General features: G+C 38.8%; 15 protein-coding genes and 1 other annotated feature. Of the genes, 1 reads left to right on the plus strand and 14 read right to left on the minus strand.

The annotated features are described in order from the left end of the window. Positions 1-38: 38 nt before the first annotated feature. From uvrC to zapA, 13 genes are all read right to left on the minus strand, one after another. Complete coding sequence (gene uvrC / locus MKY80_RS16755) at positions 39-1,829, minus strand: excinuclease ABC subunit UvrC (protein ID WP_008179169.1); 1,791 nt, start codon at positions 1,827-1,829, stop codon at positions 39-41. A gap of 119 nt (positions 1,830-1,948) precedes the next feature. Beyond that, positions 1,949-2,260, minus strand: a complete 312-nt coding sequence (gene trxA / locus MKY80_RS16760) for a thioredoxin (protein WP_008179170.1) — start codon at positions 2,258-2,260, stop codon at positions 1,949-1,951. 127 nt (positions 2,261-2,387) lie between these two features. Continuing rightward, positions 2,388-3,698: an amino acid permease gene (locus MKY80_RS16765; protein WP_043990579.1), complete on the minus strand. Its 1,311-nt coding sequence runs from the start codon at positions 3,696-3,698 to the stop codon at positions 2,388-2,390. Positions 3,699-3,793: 95 nt separating this feature from the next. Next, positions 3,794-4,026 (minus strand) — a binding site (T-box leader). A gap of 152 nt (positions 4,027-4,178) precedes the next feature. Further along, positions 4,179-5,156 carry an electron transfer flavoprotein subunit alpha/FixB family protein gene (locus MKY80_RS16770; protein ID WP_008179173.1) on the minus strand — a complete coding sequence of 326 codons (978 nt, stop codon included), beginning with the start codon at positions 5,154-5,156 and terminating at the stop codon, positions 4,179-4,181. A gap of 37 nt (positions 5,157-5,193) precedes the next feature. Beyond that, positions 5,194-5,967, minus strand: coding sequence for an electron transfer flavoprotein subunit beta/FixA family protein (locus MKY80_RS16775; RefSeq protein WP_008179174.1), 774 nt, complete (start codon positions 5,965-5,967; stop codon positions 5,194-5,196). A gap of 116 nt (positions 5,968-6,083) precedes the next feature. Next, positions 6,084-6,857 (minus strand): enoyl-CoA hydratase, encoded by a 774-nt coding sequence (locus tag MKY80_RS16780; RefSeq protein ID WP_008179175.1) that lies wholly within the window; start codon positions 6,855-6,857, stop codon positions 6,084-6,086. Positions 6,858-6,871: 14 nt separating this feature from the next. Further along, a complete protein-coding gene (locus MKY80_RS16785; RefSeq protein ID WP_025114529.1) occupies positions 6,872-7,453 on the minus strand; it encodes a TetR/AcrR family transcriptional regulator in 582 nt (193 codons plus the stop codon). A gap of 148 nt (positions 7,454-7,601) precedes the next feature. After that, on the minus strand, positions 7,602-9,296 hold the full coding sequence (locus MKY80_RS16790) for a long-chain-fatty-acid--CoA ligase (protein ID WP_342530342.1): 1,695 nt from the start codon (positions 9,294-9,296) through the stop codon (positions 7,602-7,604). 426 nt (positions 9,297-9,722) lie between these two features. Then, positions 9,723-10,136 carry a DUF350 domain-containing protein gene (locus MKY80_RS16795; protein WP_008179180.1) on the minus strand — a complete coding sequence of 138 codons (414 nt, stop codon included), beginning with the start codon at positions 10,134-10,136 and terminating at the stop codon, positions 9,723-9,725. 22 nt (positions 10,137-10,158) lie between these two features. Next, positions 10,159-12,525 (minus strand): endonuclease MutS2, encoded by a 2,367-nt coding sequence (locus MKY80_RS16800; protein ID WP_008179182.1) that lies wholly within the window; start codon positions 12,523-12,525, stop codon positions 10,159-10,161. A gap of 18 nt (positions 12,526-12,543) precedes the next feature. Next, positions 12,544-14,253 carry a DNA polymerase/3'-5' exonuclease PolX gene (gene polX / locus MKY80_RS16805; protein ID WP_342530345.1) on the minus strand — a complete coding sequence of 570 codons (1,710 nt, stop codon included), beginning with the start codon at positions 14,251-14,253 and terminating at the stop codon, positions 12,544-12,546. Between the two features lie 59 nt (positions 14,254-14,312). Further along, entirely contained in the window at positions 14,313-14,852 is a 540-nt protein-coding gene (locus tag MKY80_RS16810; protein WP_012295574.1) for a CvpA family protein, read from the minus strand. 5 nt (positions 14,853-14,857) lie between these two features. After that, entirely contained in the window at positions 14,858-15,118 is a 261-nt protein-coding gene (gene zapA / locus MKY80_RS16815; protein WP_008179187.1) for a cell division protein ZapA, read from the minus strand. 135 nt (positions 15,119-15,253) lie between these two features. Between zapA and rnhC the strand changes: the two genes are divergently transcribed. Then, complete coding sequence (rnhC, locus tag MKY80_RS16820; protein WP_342530348.1) at positions 15,254-16,180, plus strand: ribonuclease HIII; 927 nt, start codon at positions 15,254-15,256, stop codon at positions 16,178-16,180. A gap of 203 nt (positions 16,181-16,383) precedes the next feature. Here the strand turns inward: rnhC and pheT are convergent, their stop codons facing one another. Beyond that, a complete protein-coding gene (gene pheT / locus MKY80_RS16825; protein WP_239354830.1) occupies positions 16,384-18,801 on the minus strand; it encodes a phenylalanine--tRNA ligase subunit beta in 2,418 nt (805 codons plus the stop codon). Positions 18,802-18,811 lie beyond the last annotated feature (10 nt).

Here is an 18,811-nt window from a genome sequence, read left to right on the forward strand (position 1 = left end):
CATTGGATCATAATGTTATTTACAACCTTAGCATATGTCTATTCCTTTGACAATGTCTCCTGCTGAAAATAGGCATAAATATGATTTGCTAAATTAGCTGGCATCCCAGCTTCCTGTAAAGCTAGCTCACTAGCCTCCCGTATTTTCTTCACGGAACCAAAGTGTTTCAGTAACTGCTGTTTTCGTTTTGGACCGACACCTTCGATTTGATCCAGAACAGACTGTATAGCATGCTTTTCATGCTGTTGACGCAAGAAGGTAATCGCAAAACGATGGACTTCATCTTGTATTCGTTGTAATAAATAAAAACCGTCACTTGTACGTTTTAAGGCAATGACCTCTGGCGGATCACCAAACAATAGCTGGGATGTATTATGCTTGTCATCCTTTGCTAAACCAGCAATAGGTATAACTAGTCCTAATTCATCCTCTAATACTTCACGCGCAACTTCCATTTGACCTTTACCACCATCAATTAGCACTAAATCTGGTAATGGAAGACCTTCCTTCAAAACACGAATATAGCGTCGACGGATTACCTCTTGCATAGCACCATAATCATCATGCTTGGCTGCTGTACGGGTTTTATATTTGCGATATTCCTTTTTGGCGGGTTTGCCATCAATAAAAACAACCATTGCAGATACGGCGTCTGTTCCATGCATATGACTATTATCAAAAGCTTCAATTCGTAATGGTGTCGTTATGCCCATTGCATCACCAAGTGCCTCGCATGCACCAATAGTACGTTCTTCCTGTCGTTCAATAAGTTGGAATTTAGCGGACACTGCAATTTCAGCATTTTTCGTCGCTAAATCTACCAACTCCTTTTTTTGACCTCGTTTTGGCGTAAGAACTTTGATACCTAACAATTCCGTTAAAATGGCACCATCAATTGCTTGTGGAATAAAAACTTCTTTTGGCTTAATATGTTCTGGTTTTTCATAAAACCGTCCCACAAATGTTAGGAACTCTTCCTCTGCGTCTTGATAGATCGGGAAAATAGAAACATCTCGCTCGATCAGTTTACCTTGCCGAACGAAGAAAACCTGAACACACATCCATCCTTTTTCCACAGCATAGCCAAAGATATCACGGTTAGTAGTGTCACTTGATACTATTTTTTGCTTCTGCATAACTGTATCAATATGGGCGATTTGATCACGAAACTCCTTAGCTCGTTCAAACTCTAAGTTTTCGGCAGCCGCAAGCATTTTTATTTCAAGCTCCTTTTTGACTGCCTCCACACCGCCGTTAAGAAACTTCGTCATATCCTCAATCATTTCCTGGTAAACATGACCATCAATTTGTTTCACACAAGGTGCTATACATTGACCCATATGATAATACAAACAAACTTTTGAAGGTAGCTGCACACATTTTCGTAGTGGATATAAACGGTCCAACAGCTTCTTTGTTTCACTTGCCGCATAGGCATTGGGATACGGTCCAAAATATTTAGCCTTATCCTTTTTTACTTTACGTGTCGTAATTAGACGAGGATGTTTTTCATTCGTAATTTTTAAATATGGATACGTCTTATCATCTGTTAACATGACATTGTATTTTGGATCATGCAGTTTGATGAGATTCAGCTCTAAAATGAGTGCTTCAATATTCGATGATGTCACGATATACTCAAAATCTTCTATTTCGCTTACAAGTCTTTGCGTTTTACCTTCATGTGTTCCTGTAAAATAAGAACGAACACGATTTTTCAGTACCTTCGCTTTACCGACATATATAATTGTCCCCTGTCGATCTTTCATCAAATAGCAGCCAGGCTGGTCTGGTAGAATATCCAGTTTACGCTTGATTAAATCGTTCATTACCTACCTGCCCCCTACGTAAGATTCCCCTCAATGAATCATTTTTATCTTTCCTTATTATATAACGAAAAAAAGCCGAACACATCAATTGATGGTCCGGCTTTTGTGAACTTCATTCATTACGCATGTTTTGCGATAAATGCTTCTAAAGCTTCTTTCGGTTGGAAGCCTACAGTTTTGTCAACTAATTCTCCATCTTTAAATAATAATAATGATGGGATTGACATGATTTGATACTCAGCAGCAGTACCTTGGTTATTATCTACGTCAACTTTTACAATTTTAGCCGCACTACCTGCAGCGTCCATTTCTTCAAGAACTGGCCCAATCATTTTACAAGGTCCGCACCAAGCAGCCCAAAAGTCCACTAATACTAACCCTTCTTTAATATCGCTTTGGAACGTAGCATCTGTTGCATGTACAATTGCCATTTGAAATCCTCCTTAAACTTACTATGATTGTAGTATAGCATGGATAAATTCACTTGAGCGAACAATCTGCCTGTAATGTATTTTTTATGAAAATCCGTGTTGAAAAATTAAATGCTATCGATTAATTCTATTGATGACGGCCTTTCCATAAATAAGTTAACGTAATGAAAATGTAGATTGCTAAAGTAATACCTGTCACGATTATTGAAGTGGTAAAAATAATACCAATTAAGATCGTACTCAACGCAATAATCGCTATCCAAGTAGTATAAGGGTACCATTTCACTTCATACACACTTGAGTTGGATGACTGTTTTTTTCTTGATTTTAAATGGGCTATTGCAATAATTAACCAAATAAATAATACAGTATATCCAAGTGACCCCATTAGAAAATCAAACGTCTTGCTTCCAGCATATAACGAAAAGATGACACCTACATACAATGCTAAAGTACACATCAAAATCGCATATACGGGAACATTTCTTTTGGATAATTGAGCAAATATTTTAGGGACACGACCGTCTACCGCTTGCGTATAAAGTACACGGGATGAACCATAAAGGCCCGAATTCATCGAAGAAATAATGGCAAGTAAAACGACAGCATTCATAATATGATCCGCGCCAGGAATTCCGATCATTTTAAATACCATGACAAATGGACTTTCTGGTACTCCATTCACTTCATTCCAAGGAATCAAACTAACAATAATAAAGAATGGCAGTAAATAGAAAGTAACAATTCGGATTAATGTACTGCGCACAGCTTTTGGGACTACCTTTTCAGGATTTTTTGTTTCAGCTAATGTAATCCCTATGATTTCCGTTCCACCATAGGAATAGATCACCACAAGCATAGCTGCAATCAATCCCATTGATCCATTTGGGAAAAAACCACCGTGAGAAGTTAAGTTAGAGAAACCTACAGCACTATGATGACCAAATGAGACAAGCAATAAAATGAGTCCTGCAATAATAAATACAATAATAACTGTAATTTTAATCAATGCTAGCCAATATTCCGTTTCAGCAAAAATCTTCACAGATAACAGATTAATAGCTGTCACTAGCACCGAGACAGATAACGCCAATATCCAAATTGGATATTCAGGCAGCCAATATTGAATAAAAATAGCGGCCACTACAGATTCGGCAGCAATATTTAATACCCACATCTTCCAATAAATCCAGTCTAAAAAATAAGCTGGATATTTACCTAAAACGGATTCAACTAAATCTCTAAACGTTCTTGCCTCTTTATTGCGGACTGCCATTTCTGCAAGACCTTGCATAACAAATAGTAAAATAATGCCCCCTAATAAATAGGCTATGAGCACTGATGGACCTGCCATATCGATGGCTGCACTACTTCCTTTAAATAATCCTGCGCCAATAGCACCACCTAATGCCATCATCGTAATGTGACGCGAGGTCATTGTTCGTTTTAATTGTTGCTGATTGTTCTTTTCCACTTTCCTACCTCCTAAAAATCAAAAAAGGCATACCGTCTGTTCCTTCATCATCAAATGAAAGAAGAGACGATATGCCATAAGCAAACCGCGGTACCACTCTAATTGGCTCAATATGAACCCAACTTAAAACCTTGTAACGAAGGTTAATCGTCAAACAAATAGAATAATCAGACAATTCCATTTATCTTACCACTCCTAGGCAAGTTCAAAGTCTTATTGGTCTGCGTTGCACCAACCCGCAGCTCTCTTTACCGAATAATGAGCTTTTACTACTCCTAATCTTTGCGTTTAAAAACATTATGATTGTAAATTTAATGATTATTCAACACTATAATCGCAACTGTTAGTTATGTCAATATTTTATTTTGCGATAATTTTCAAATAGCAGTTACTTGCTTAGAAAATGAAAAAAGCAGGAAGGCTCATCCCTTCCTGCAATAACCTTTATGCATTCACTTTTAAAGCCTTAAATTCCTCAATTAGAAGCGGAACTACTTCAAATAAATCTCCAACGATTCCATAATCGGCTACTTTGAAAATATTTGCTTCAGGATCTTTATTGATAGCAACAATGACTTTAGAGTTTGACATTCCTGCTAAATGCTGAATAGCCCCTGAAATACCAGCAGCAATATAAAGATCAGGCGTTACAACCTTACCAGTTTGACCAATTTGCAGTGAATAGTCACAATACTCAGCATCACATGCACCACGTGATGCTCCTACTGCACCACCTAGTAAATCTGCAAGCTCTTTTAGTGGCTCAAATCCTTCTTCAGATTTTACACCACGGCCACCAGCAACTACTACTTTTGCCTCTGATAAGTCAACACCTTCTGAAGATTTACGAACAACCTCTTTAATAATTGTGCGAAGGTTTGTAATTTCTACAGTAACTGCCGAAACATCTCCTGTTTTACCATCAACTTTTTCTAAAGGTGCAATGTTATTTGGACGAATAGATGCTAATACAATTCCGTCTTTTACTTTCACCTTTTCAAAAGCTTTACCCGAGTAGATTGGTCGGATGAATACAACATCATCGCCTGCGCCTTCAATTGTAGTAACATCAGATACTAAACCTGCTTGTAATTTACTTGCAATTTTTGGCGATAAATCTTTCCCATTTGCCGTATGGCCAAAGACAATGCCAGCTGGCTTTTCTTGCTCAATAACAGCTAGTAGTGCTTGACTATAGCCATCAGATGTATATTGTTTTAAATGTGGGTGTTCCACCGTTACAACTCGATCAGCACCGTATTCAAATAATGGACCTGTTAAATTTGCTACAGCATCCCCTAAAAGTACCCCTACAACCTCGCCACCATCAGCGATTTGTTTTGCAGCTGCAATTGCTTCGAAAGAAACATTACGTAAGCTTCCTTCACGAACTTCACTTAATACTAATACTTTTTTTGACATAGCATATTCCCTCCGTTACCCTTTAAGATTCGATTTTTTAAACTACTTTTGCTTCTGTGTGAAGTAGATTTACCAATTCTTTTACTTGTACAGAAAGGTCGCCTTCAAGAACACGGCCTGCTGCTTTTTGAGCTGGTAAGAAGATATCAACCGTTTCAATCTTCACTTCTACGTCATCTTCATCGATATCTAAATCATCTAATTCAAGCTCTGCAAGCGGTTTCTTCTTCGCTTTCATAATACCTGGTAGAGATGGATAACGTGGCTCATTTAAACCTTGTTGAGCTGTTACTAACAGCGGTAAGGAAGTTTCAATTACTTCTGAATCTCCTTCTATATCACGAACAATTTTTGCAGAAGTTCCATCAATCTCAAGCTTTGTAATCGTTGTTACATAATTAATATCTAATAAATCTGCAACACGTGGACCCACTTGACCAGAACCACCATCAATCGCAACATTTCCTGTTAAAATTAAATCAGCATCTTTATCTTTTAAGTATTCTGCTAATAGAAAAGCAGCAGCATTTTGATCTAATTCATCTAAATCATCTTCCGTATTGATAAGCACTGCTTCATCAGCGCCCATTGCTAGCGCTGTTCGTAATTGCTTCTCAGCATCCTCGCCGCCAATTGTTACTACCGTCACTTTACCGCCAGCAGCGTCACGCACTTGGATTGCTTCTTCGATGGCATATTCATCGTAAGGGTTAATAATGAATTCTGCGCCGTCCTCTTGGATTTTACCACCCGACACAACGATTTTTTCTTCTGTATCAAACGTACGTTTAATTAATGCAAAAATATTCATATATCCATACCTCCTGGAACGTTTTATAATTCTAAGTAAACTTATAAATATTATATATATTTAGTTTCAATAACATCGATAACATCCTTGCTCGTTACTATCGACATATGGGAAATTTATTTGCCAGTAAACATAGGCTCTCGCTTTTCAATGAATGCTTGAATTCCTTCTTTTGCATCTTCTGTGATGAATACTGTGCCAAAGGATTTCGCTTCCGCTTCAATCCCTTCATAAAATGAAGCATGCTTTGCATATTGCAAGGTTTGAATAGCTGCCTTCAAAGCAATTGGGCTCTTCTTGGCAATATTCTTTGCAATATTTAATGTTTCCTCTAACAGTGTCTCTTCTGAGAATGCACGGTTTGCTAAGCCCCATTGCACAGCTTCTGTACCGGAAATCGGTTCGCTCGTAAACATCATTTCAGCAGCCTTTGCTACACCAACATAACGTGGTAGTCGTTGCGTACCGCCGAAGCCAGGAATAAGGCCTAATTGTAACTCAGGTAAACCTAGTTTCGCTGATTCCGTCACAAAGCGCATATGACAGCTCATTGCTAGCTCAAGCCCACCGCCTAATGCTGCACCATGAATAGCTGCGATAATCGGCTTAGGGAATGATTCCACACGCTCAAATACTTGCTGTCCATTGCTAGCTAGCTTCGTAAACTCTTCTCCAGATTCTACCCCAGTAAATTCTTTAATATCTGCACCTGCAGAGAAGAAACGGCCTTCACCATGAAGTACAAGGACTCTTACAGCATCATCATGTTCTACAGCATCTAGCACAGAATTTACTTCTGCAATAATACCGCGAGATAATGCATTTGCTGGTGGACGTGCAATTGTAATATTTGCTACCCCATCTTCCACTTTCCAACTTAGAAATTCCATTTCTCCACATCCTTTTAACCTTTAATGGCGTTCAGGATTAATGCCTGAACCTTCGGAACCTGCTCCATCAAATCATATCGATAGTCATTCATAACCCACGACGTAATAGTTTCATCGATTGTTCCAAAAACCATTTGACGTGCCAAGCGTACATCCATCGTTTGATTGAACTCACCTGAAAGCATACCTTCGATTAAAATTTGATCAAGTAAATGTAAATACTCACGTAATACTGAATTAATTTTTAGTCGTAAGTCTTTATTTGATTGGCGAAGCTCTAATTGTGTGACGGTTGCTAGGTATCGATCTGTCGCTAGAACATTAAAATGATTTTCAATCATTCGGGAAAGTTTGTCTTTAGACGTATTCCCATTTTCTATTATATCTTGTAATGACTCTACAAAAACAGCCATTTTTTCATTAAAGACAGAAATTAATATATCTTCTTTATTTTTAAAATATAAATAGATTGTTCCATCGGCCACCCCAGCCTGTTTGGCGATTTTCGATACTTGCGCTTGGTGATACCCATTTTCCGCAATAACGATGACAGCTGCATCAATAATTTGTTTATATTTTGGCTTATCTCGTTTCACTTTTATATCACCACCTAAAAAACATGCGCACGTCAACATAATCAAGTATGACGTGAGAACCTAAAAAAATATGAAAATATGAATGGTCATTCATTCATATTTTCATATTATATTTTACATCATTGCTTGTCAATACTTTACCACGTATTTATTTCGCTTCTTTATTCGCCATTTTTGTTTTTTCTTCATCCACTAATGTACGGCGCAAAATTTTCCCAACGGCTGTTTTTGGCAGCTCATCTTTAAATTCATAATACCGTGGAACTTTAAATGACGCTAGATGCTGACGGCAATATTTATTTAATTCGTCTTCTGTAATCGAATATCCTTCTTTTAAAACAATATAAGCTTTTACCGTTTCTCCTCGATAAGGATCAGGTATACCTGCTACAACGCATTCTTGAATTTCCTCACGCTCGTATAACACTTCTTCAACCTCACGAGGGTATATATTAAAGCCCCCTGCAATAATCATATCTTTTTTACGATCCACTACATAGAAATAGCCTTGCTCATCCATATAGCCAAGATCTCCTGTTAAAAACCAGTCATCTGTAAATGTAGCGGCCGTATCCTCTGGGCGATTCCAATAGCCCTTCATCACTTGTGGTCCTTTAACTGCAATTTCACCAACTTCACCAACTGGCAATTCTTCCGTATCCCCTGTCCGCAAAATAATCGCTTCTGTATTTGGCCAAGGTAATCCTATTGAGCCAATCACCCGCTTGCCCCAAATTGGAGTAGCATGTGTCACTGGTGATGTTTCAGTTAATCCATAACCCTCTACTAATTTTCCACCTGTTACCTCTTCAAACTTCTCTTGCACTTCAATTGGCAATGAAGCAGAGCCACTTAGGCAGGCCTTAATAGATGATAAATCGTAATTAGCAATGTCTGGATGATTTAATAAACCGATGTATAGGGTTGGCGCACCAGGGAAAAGTGTTGGCTTTTGCTTATCAATTGTCTTTAATGCAGTTTCAGCATCAAATTTCGGTAACAGCACCATTTTATTTTGAGTGAAGACTGATAAAAGCATAACAGTTGTCATACCATAGACGTGGAAGAATGGTAGGATACCCATAATGACCTCATCACCGTGCACACATTTATACATCCATGCATCACACATTGTCGTATTGGCGATTAAATTTTTATGGGTTAGCATGACTCCTTTAGGGAATCCGGTTGTTCCACCTGTGTATTGTAGTAATGCTAGGTCTTCTTCAAAATCAAAAGGAATATGATCCATTACCTTGATTGGTGCAGAACGCATTATTTCTGAAAACAAATGATTTTGTCCACTATGTTCAACCTTGACACTAAAGCCATATTGCTTTTTTTGAATAAATGGATAGACTAAATTTTTTGGGAATGGTAAATAATCTTTGATGGCTGTCACAATGACATTTTCTAGGGCGGTTTCTTTTATAATTTTCATCACTCTTGGGTACAAAATATCCATCACAAGAATAACTTTTGCACCCGAATCTGCCATTTGATATTGAAGCTCACGTTCAGTATAAAGTGGATTTGTTTGTACGACAACAGCACCTGCATACATGGCACCGTAGTAAGCGATTACACTTTGAGGCGAGTTAGGTAACATAATTGCCACTCGGTCTCCCTTTTCCACACCTAATGATTGTAAATAGTTTGCGAATCTTAAAGCAGACTCATATAGTTCGGTGTACGTCAAATCCTTCCCCATAAAATGAATCGCTACTTTTGATGGATTCTTCTTATAGGCGCGTGTCAAAAACTCTTGCACTGGAATTTCCTCAAACGTTAAAGACGATGGTACTTCTTCAGGATAATTTGCTAGCCATGGTTTTACTGTCATACGTCCTCTCCCCTTTGTCCCAAACTTTGTCAATTCTTAATTTTATTATAATGAAAAAGAAATGCACTTTCAAACAGAAAATAGAAAATAAACGCATTTTCGATTAATTATTATGCATTTAACAACATTATTATGACTAATTCTAAATAGGATTTGTATGGGTAGATACGATGAATACTCATTCATTCTCTCGTTTTTCAGATTAGAAATAACCTATATATTGCTATATTTGAAAAACAATTTTTCCTATCAGGGCTTTAATAGGTTTAGTTGAAGCCACCTGCTATAAGCTCAATAAAAAACGCATCCTTTAAAAAGGATGCGTTAATGTGCTTAAATAGTCATCATATAATAGACGCCCACTGCCAAAAATGCGATACAGACAATGATTAGTACCTTTGCTAATTTTTCCATGTCATGACACTCCTATGCAATACTTGCCCCAATTACAAACGATAGACCAACTGAAATGGTAAAGGAAATGAAACCAACTGAGCGATTATCATTGGCAATCTCTTGATCAACATTAAAACGAGGTGTCATAAATTCAAATAAGAAATAGGCAACAATTAACAACGTAAAACCAAAAAGACCCCAGCCAATCATTTCACTTAATGTACTATGACGAGCAATAGAAAAACGAAAAATATTACAAATTCCTAGTATTTTTCCGCCTGTTGCAAGTGCCACAGCAACATTACCTTTTTTAATTTCTTCCCAATTTTTATACTTCGTCACGACTTCGAACAATGCCATCGACACGACTAAACATAACACAACAACACTAAAGTATCCTGCCGTTTCGATAATTGGATATCGCCAAAAGCCAGAATTCAGCATTTTTCTCCGTCCCCTTTATAGCTTATTTCAATTCAACAACTGTGACGCCTAAGCCCCCTTCGCCGGCTTCACCAAAACGGAAGGATTTCACACGCTTATTGTTTTTCAAATAGCTTTGAATACCTTGGCGTAAAGCCCCAGTACCAACACCATGGATAATAGATACCCGACCATAATTCGCAAGTAATGCATCATCAATATACTTTTCTGTCCTTAAAATTGCATCTTCATAGCGCTCTCCACGCAAATCCAATTCTAATTTCACATGGCCATTTCGATTTTTTACACCAGCTGTTCGTACAATAGGCTCTTTTTCAGGTTTAATATACTCCAAATCACTATCAGAGATTTTCATTTTTAAAATTCCCATTTGGACAACCCATTCAGTATTCGATACTTTTTCTAACAAAGTACCTCTTTGACCATAGCTTAACACCTTTACCTCGTCCCCGACAACTAAGTTTTGCGCACGGGCTTTTACTTGTGCAGCTTTTTTTAGTACTTTATTATTGTCAAGCGGTGTTGCTTCTTCCAAACGCTTACGCGCTTCAATTAGCTCATGCTCTTTAACAACTTGGTCGGCATTTTTTCGCATTTCTCTCAGCTCAGCAATAATGCCTTCCGCTTCATGTTTCGCTTCTTCTACAATTTTACGAGCTTTTTCTTTAGCTTTCTTATCAAGTGCCTCTTTACGCTCATCATAGGCTTGTAATTTATCTTGCAGCTCTTTACGTAAGCTCTCTGACTCTAACAATAATGCATGGGAACGCTCTGCATCATCTTCAGATTGACGACGTGTTTCCTCTAATGAAGCAATCATCGATTCAACCTCATGTCGATCTGTTCCTGTGAAGCCTTTAGCACGCTCAATAATGGTTTCAGGGAGCCCTAAGCGACTAGAGATTTCAAATGCATTCGAACGTCCAGGAACACCAATTAGTAGACGATAGGTAGGACTCAATGTTTCTATATCAAATTCTACACTAGCATTGGCAACACCAGGTCGATTATAACCGTATGCTTTGAGCTCAGGGTAGTGAGTCGTTGCCATCACACGTGCACCACGACCATGTACCTCGTCTAAAATAGAAATGGCTAAAGCTGCCCCTTCTTGTGGGTCTGTACCTGCTCCTAACTCATCAAAAAGAACAAGTGACTCATCATCAAATTTTTGTAAGATGTCGACAATATTGACCATATGAGATGAGAATGTTGAAAGCGATTGCTCTATAGATTGCTCATCACCAATATCAGCAAACAATTGTTTAAACACAGCAAGCTGAGATCCATCCAATGCTGGTACTGGTAACCCAGCTTGAGCCATTAATGTACACAAGCCCACTGTTTTTAATGTTACCGTTTTACCACCTGTATTTGGACCCGTAATTACTATTGCCGTAATGTCTTTCCCAAACTCAATATCGTTTGGCACAGCTGTATCTATTGGTAATAGTGGGTGGCGTGCACGAACAAGGCGGATATAGCCATCCTGATTCATTTTAGGCATTGTACACTTATTGGCTTGGCCATACTTGCCTTTAGCTAAAATGACATCGATATCCCCTAATACCTTTACTAAGTTAAATAAATCTGGTGCTACATCTTGCACCATTGCGCTTAATGCTAGTAAAATTCGTTCAACCTCAGCCTGTTCTTTCATTTTCAAACGATGAATTTCATTATTCGCTTGGACAATAGAATCTGGCTCAATGAATAAGGTTTGTCCAGAAGAAGATTGGTCATGAACGATTCCACCATAATGATGACGATATTCTTGCTTAACGGGAATAACAAAGCGATCATTCCGAATTGTAACAAGTGTATCAGATAGCATTTTCGATGCATTACTGCCACGGATTAAGCTCTCCAATTTAGAGCGTACCTTTGCTTCCTCCGAGCGTAAGGATTGGCGAATAGTTCGTAAAGTTGTACTAGCCGAATCTAAAACAGCTCCGTTATCATCAATACAGTTATTAATTTCATGCTGTAATCCCGTTAATACAGGCATTGTTTCCTTTTTGGCGATAAAATGAGGAATTTCAATCACTTCATCGGCTTCCAAATCCTCAATAAAATTGCGAAGAATTCTACTAGCTCGAATTGTACTAGAAATTTCCATTAGCTCTATCGCCGCTAACATGCCTCCTATTTGGGCACGTCTTGCAGATGGTCGAACATCAAATATTCCACCCATCGGTACATTACCTTTTACACGTAAAATGGATAAACCTTCGTCCATTTCTTCTAATAGTTGTACTACTTTATCAAAGTCAGTCTGTGGTACAAGCTCCTCGATGGCTGATTTCCCAATTGAAGAAGTACAATAGGTAGCCACTTGTTGCCGTACTTTATCGTATTCTAGTGTTTTCAATGCGCGTTCTGCAATCACTGAGAACACCTCCTCAACCTATTTATTTAGTCGTATGAACGCCTCAAATTGTTCACGCGTCCATGTATTCACAATCAAATCTTTTGGTATCCATGCTCTATTGGCATAGCGAACTCCAATATCCATAAAACGTAGATGTGCGGTATCATGCGCATCCGTATTAATCGCTATTGGCACACCTGCTGCTAAAGCCATCTCTAAATGTTCAACACATAAATCAAGACGATATGGATTAGCATTTAACTCTAAAATTTTACCATATTCCTTCGCCCAGGCAATTAACTGTTGCATATCAGGATTATAGCCATCACGATCTTCAATAATTCGCCCTGTAGGATGGGCAATCATATGGACATAAGGATTTTGCATAGCTGTCAGTAGACGTGCCATAATTTTTTCCTGTGTTTGTGTAAAACTTGAATGTATAGAAGCAATTACAAAATCTAATTCACGCAAAACTTGATCATCAAAATCTAAGCTACCATCCGGTAATATATCCATTTCTGTCCCTGAAAATAAATGAAATTCTGGGTGAGCTTCATTAAATGCCTCAATTTCCACTCGCTGTTTTTCTATACGCTCTGGTGTTAAACCATTTGCGACTTTTAGAAATTGGGAGTGATCCGTAATAACGCTATATTGATAGCCACGCGCTAGTAATGCCTGGCCCATTTCTGCAACAGAGTATGCACCATCTGACCATGTCGTATGCATATGCAAATCGGCCTTAATATCTTCTAGTCGGACCAATTTTTGGATATCCTCTGTTTTGTCAAATTCTACTGTCCCTGTACGCAAGCTTGGTGGAATCCAAGGTAAATCAAAATGAGCAAAAAATGCCGCTTCATCTTGAAATGTTAGAACAGTTCCATCTTCCTGCTCCACTCCATATTCACTAATTTTTTCACCTCGCGCTTTTGCAAGCTGGCGCATGCGTACATTATGGTCCTTAGAACCTGTAAAATGATGCAAGGCAGTCGCATATTCCGTATCCTTCACTAAGCGAAAATCAACGCTTACTGGCTCATCTAAGTCCAAGATCACCGAAATTTTTGTATCTCCTGCTGCAACGACTTCTTGGATGGCTAATGTATTTAATAATTGTTCACGGACTGCCTCAACCGCTTCTGTTACAACAATAAAATCAATATCTTTACTAGTTTCCACTGCACGACGGAAACTTCCAGCTACAGAAAAACGTTCCACTTCCTCCATACTATCTAGAAGGGCCTCTATTTGTAAAACCACAGGCTCTAGCTGCCAAATGGGTAGACGCTCAGAGCGATTAGCTAAATTGGCAAGTTCCTTTAAAATTTTCTCCTCTGTTTTGGCAGCAAAGCCAGCTAATTCACGTACTTTGCCCGCTTCACAAGCCGCCTTTAAGCTTTCTGCTGAGTCGATGCCTAGCTCTTGGTGAAGCTTGGCTATCTTTTTTCCACCTAAGCCTGGCAACTTTAACAATGGCAATAACCCTTTAGGGACAATCTCTTCTAGTTCCTTAAGCAAACTTGACTCACCTGTTACCATCAAATCCTCAATAACAGCAGCTGTCCCCTTGCCAATTCCTTTTAGTTTTGTCACATCATCCATTTCACTTAATGAACGCTCGTCTCCTTCAAGTGCCGCAGCTGCTTTTCGAAAGGCGGATACCTTGAATGGATTTTCACCTTGTAATTCCATATACAGAGCAATTTTTTCGAGCGTGCGAATAATGGTTTTTTTATTCACCAATAATTCCTCCTATCGTAAAAACACTTCTCTCCAAACAGAGAGAAGTGCATAGTTGACTATTGCATATAAATATACCACCAGTTTTGGAACATCTTTGTAATGACCGGTGTATGCTCTAAAATAAGACCACTTAACAATGACTTCGACATTAAATTTTGTATGCTATCAATCGGTAGCAGTGCGCATACATATAGCAAAATAAACATAATTAAATAGTTTTCAATCATGCCGAATAGCGCTCCAAGCCAACGATTTACTGTGTTCAGTACAGGTAAATAAGCAATAAAATCAAAAATCGATGCCACAATTTGCAATGTTATTTTTACGGCAAAGAAAATTACCGCAAAAGCAATTACACGATAGAATGTGCGGTCTAAATCTAGACTGTCTATCACGACACCAAGACTACCTGTATCAGTAACTCCTGGATACGGAACCCAAAATACAAATTTTTGTGCTAATGGCTTATAATAAATATACGCAACAATTAGGGCTACTATAAAGCTGACAATGTGCATCATTTGTACAATGAAACCACGTTTTGCACCGACACCAATTCCAGCTAACAGTACCACTAATATGATTAAATCTAACATTCTCTTCAACCCTTTAATTTTTTCAATTCTTCTTCCAGCTGCTCCAGCCGCTCTTTTAATAGTAAATGATCATGTACTGTATTTACTGCTGTCAGAACAGCAAGTTTTGTGCTATCAAGTGAGGGATTATGTACGTTCATCTCGCGCATACGGTCATCAACAATCGAAGCAACAAGTCGCATATGGCCAATGGATTCCAAGCCGACCATTTTATATGTATGACCATATATTTCCACAGAAATTTTATTCTTTTCTTGTTTTTCCATAGTCGCACCCTCCTATAAATTCGATACATGCAAGATTTTTTTGGCTTGCTAGCACCATCACACAAAAAAGCTATTTATTATCATACCATGAAAGGTATAAAATTGTGAACAATGAGGACAGAAAGGATCGATTAAATGTCAAATATTGTACTTTCCATTTCAACAAATATTCAAAAAGAGGTGATGGCATACTATGCATCCAATTATATTGAACGCAAGGCTGCTGGTGTAATCTTCGCCGCAAAACTACCAGATACCTCCATAACCATGTATAAATCAGGAAAATTAATGTTTCAGGGTGGTGGAGCTGAACGTGAAGCTGCCCGCTGGGGGACCATTGAAAAAACATCGAACTCGAAAGCATCTAGTATTGGAGCAAAGGGTGATACACTACCCGACCAATTTGCAACGATGTCCGTATTAGGCTCAGATGAAACAGGCACTGGTGATTATTTTGGCCCTATTACAGTAGCTGCCGTATATGTACCTGCCTCCAAAATTGAACTGATCAATGAGCTTGGTGTCAAAGATTCAAAATTGTTATCGGATGATTACATGCGGAAAATTGCTCCTGATTTACGCGCAGCTTGCGTTCATAGTGTTCTCGTCTTACGCAATGAAAAATATAACAGCTTACAGGCAAAGGGCTACTCCCAAGGGAAAATGAAAGCCATGATGCATAACAAGGCACTGCAAAACACAATGACAAAAATGGCTCCTGAAAAACCTGAATGTATTTTAATTGATCAGTTTGCAGAACGAGGCGTTTATTACAATTACTTAAAAAACGAACGAGAAATTGTACAGGAAAGCGTGTACTTTTCTACTAAAGCCGAGCAATTACATGTAGCCGTGGCTACAGCATCCATTCTAGCTCGTGCTGCGTTTTTAAAGGAAATGGATCGTCTCAGTGAAATAGCGGGTTTAGAGTTAATGAAAGGGGCCTCCAACAAGGTAGATGTGCAAGCTGCACGTATTTGGCGTAAACAGGGCGAAGAATTTCTACGCTCCATTACAAAATGGCATTTTGCTAATACAGAAAAAGCGAGAAAGATGATTTAAAAAACATGAAGCTCCAAACGAAAAAGATTGTCTAGATGACAGTCTTTTTTCTTTACCAAAATAAAGTAAAGGCGTTATTTCCCATGAGAAAGTCATTATCCTTATGACCGTGTAAGAAAAATGACAAAAGCCATCGAGAGTAAACTTCTCGATGACTTTTGACTAAGTCTGAGACTATCTAGTACGACAGTCTTTTTATAATTTTAGCGTACTTCTGTACCATCGATTGTAGCAATTGCTTTTAGTACTTTATTGTGTGCAGCTACTACTTCTTCGTCTGTTAACGTGCGTTCTGGGTCGAAGTATGTGAGCGAGAATGCTACGGATTTTTTCCCTTGCTCCATTTTCTCACCCTCGTATACGTCAAATACGCGGATATCCTTCAATAATTTCACACCAGCTACATTAATAGCTTTTACGACTTCGCCTGCAGTTGTTGTACGATCCATAATAAGCGCAATATCACGAGACATCGCAGGGAAACGAGGTACTGGTTTGTAGGAAAGTGGCGCTTCTTGATCAGTTGCATTTAATAGAGCAACAAGGTTCATTTCCATAACATACGTATCTTTTACACCCCATGCCTTTTCCTCTGCAGGGTGTAGTCCACCAATAATACCCACTTGCTCGCCATCCAATACTATACTAGCTGTACGACCTGGGTGTAATCCATCAATTTGTGCTTTTTCAAATGAAATGCGATTTCCTAGGCCAAGCTTGCCAATAACACCTTCTATTACACCTTTTAAGACGAAGAAATCTACGGCTTTTTTCTCGCCTTGCCATGCGTGATCTAGCCATTTCCCTGTAAGGACTACTGCAAGATGCTCTTCTTCGAAAGGTTGCCCTTCCTCCGATTGACCAAGGAATACTGAGCCGATTTCATATAGAGCTACACTGTCTGCTTGGCGGGCAACATTATAGGCTGCTGCTTCAATTAAGTGTGGAACTAGGCTTTGTCGTAATGTAGAGCGTTCTTCACTCATAGGCATTAGTAAACGAGTGACTGGTTCAGCTTTCAATGCAAATCGTTGTGACAGCACATCAGATGTTAATGAATACGTCACAGCTTGATACAAGCCAGCACTCTCCATATAATTACGAACAACACGACGATTAGCTTGATAAGCTGTTAAACTACCTACTTGTGTAGCACCCTCTGGTAATGTCGTTGGAATCTCGTCGTAGCCATAAAGACGAGCAATTTCCTCTACGATATCCTCTTCGATTTTAATATCCTGACGACGTGTTGGTGCATCAATAATTAATAAACCATTTGCAGCTTCTACTCCGAATTTTAAGCGCTCTAAAATAGAAAGCATATCCTCTAATGCGATTTTCATGCCTAAACGTTCGTTAATAAAATCTGGTGATACGACAACACGCGCTGGTGTTTTATCTAAATCGTCTACCACACATGTACCTTCCAATACTTCACCACCAGCTAATGCAGCAAGTAATGTTGCAGCACGTTCAGCTGCAGGTAAAACACGATTCGGGTCTACCCCTTTTTCAAAGCGGGCAGATGCATCAGATCGAAGGCCAAGATGACGAGATGTTTGACGCACTGTTAAGTCGTCGAAATAAGCCGATTCAATGACAACAGTCGTTGTAGAATCTGTTACCTCAGAATTAGCACCACCCATTACACCAGCAATAGCAACTGGCTCTTTGCCATTCGTAATAACTAAATCTGACGCTTTTAAGGTACGTTCTTGGTCATCCAAAGTTGTGATTTTCTCACCCTCCGTTGCTTTACGAACAACGATTTCACCTGTTGCTAGACTATCATAGTCAAAGGCATGAAGTGGTTGACCATATTCCATTAACACATAATTCGTTACGTCCACTACGTTATTATGCGGGCGTACACCTGCTGCCATCAAACGATTTTGAAGCCACATTGGTGACTCCCCAATTTTGACGTTTTTCACAACTTTTGCGACGTACATTGGGTTTGCTTGCATATCTTCCACACGAAGCTTTAGTAAATCCTCTGCTTTTTCGCTGGCAGCTTGATAAGAAATATCTGGATACTTTACTTCCTCTGACAGGATAGCACCCACCTCATATGCTACACCTAGCATTGAAAGGGCATCTGATCGATTTGGTGTTAAACCAAGCTCTAGCACTGTATCTCGTAAGCCTAGAATAGCCAGTGCGTCCGTTCCTACTTGCGCATCTTCTGGAAGTACGTAAATGCCCTCAGAGTAAGCTTTAGGTACAAGCTTTCCTTCAATACCTAGCTCTTGTAATGAACAAATCATGCCATTTGATTCATGTCCACGAAGTTTAGCTTTTTTAATTTTAATACCGCCTGGCAAATGGGCACCTGGGCGAGCCACAATTACTTTTTGACCAGCATCTACATTGGGAGCACCACAAATAATTTGTTGAGGCTCTTCTTCACCAACATCCACTTGACAAATATTTAATTTATCGGCTTCTGGATGTTTTTCCTTTGATACCACATATCCGACTACAACTTTTTCCATTGCATTTGCACGATCAATGACTGCGTCTACTTCAATTCCTGAACGTGTAATTTTTTCTGCTAATAGCTCAGGTGCTAAGTCCTGTGTATTGACATAATCTTTTAACCATTCTAATGAAACTAACATGTTTTATCCC

The organism is Lysinibacillus sp. FSL R5-0849, assembly GCF_038595075.1.
GTDB lineage: Bacteria > Bacillota > Bacilli > Bacillales_A > Planococcaceae > Lysinibacillus > Lysinibacillus fusiformis.

What these genes read in the sequence shown, in the direction of transcription:
- uvrC (WP_008179169.1), bottom strand. Translation starts at nt 1,829, where the DNA reads ATGAACGATTTAATCAAGCGTAAACTGGATATTCTACCAGACCAGCCT.
- trxA (WP_008179170.1), bottom strand. Translation starts at nt 2,260, where the DNA reads ATGGCAATTGTACATGCAACAGATGCTACGTTCCAAAGCGATATTAAA.
- MKY80_RS16765 (WP_043990579.1), bottom strand. Translation starts at nt 3,698, where the DNA reads ATGACCTCGCGTCACATTACGATGATGGCATTAGGTGGTGCTATTGGC.
- MKY80_RS16770 (WP_008179173.1), bottom strand. Translation starts at nt 5,156, where the DNA reads ATGTCAAAAAAAGTATTAGTATTAAGTGAAGTTCGTGAAGGAAGCTTA.
- MKY80_RS16775 (WP_008179174.1), bottom strand. Translation starts at nt 5,967, where the DNA reads ATGAATATTTTTGCATTAATTAAACGTACGTTTGATACAGAAGAAAAA.
- MKY80_RS16780 (WP_008179175.1), bottom strand. Translation starts at nt 6,857, where the DNA reads ATGGAATTTCTAAGTTGGAAAGTGGAAGATGGGGTAGCAAATATTACA.
- MKY80_RS16790 (WP_342530342.1), bottom strand. Translation starts at nt 9,296, where the DNA reads ATGACAGTAAAACCATGGCTAGCAAATTATCCTGAAGAAGTACCATCG.
- MKY80_RS16795 (WP_008179180.1), bottom strand. Translation starts at nt 10,136, where the DNA reads ATGCTGAATTCTGGCTTTTGGCGATATCCAATTATCGAAACGGCAGGA.
- MKY80_RS16810 (WP_012295574.1), bottom strand. Translation starts at nt 14,852, where the DNA reads ATGTTAGATTTAATCATATTAGTGGTACTGTTAGCTGGAATTGGTGTC.
- zapA (WP_008179187.1), bottom strand. Translation starts at nt 15,118, where the DNA reads ATGGAAAAACAAGAAAAGAATAAAATTTCTGTGGAAATATATGGTCAT.
- rnhC (WP_342530348.1), top strand. Translation starts at nt 15,254, where the DNA reads ATGTCAAATATTGTACTTTCCATTTCAACAAATATTCAAAAAGAGGTG.
- pheT (WP_239354830.1), bottom strand. Translation starts at nt 18,801, where the DNA reads ATGTTAGTTTCATTAGAATGGTTAAAAGATTATGTCAATACACAGGAC.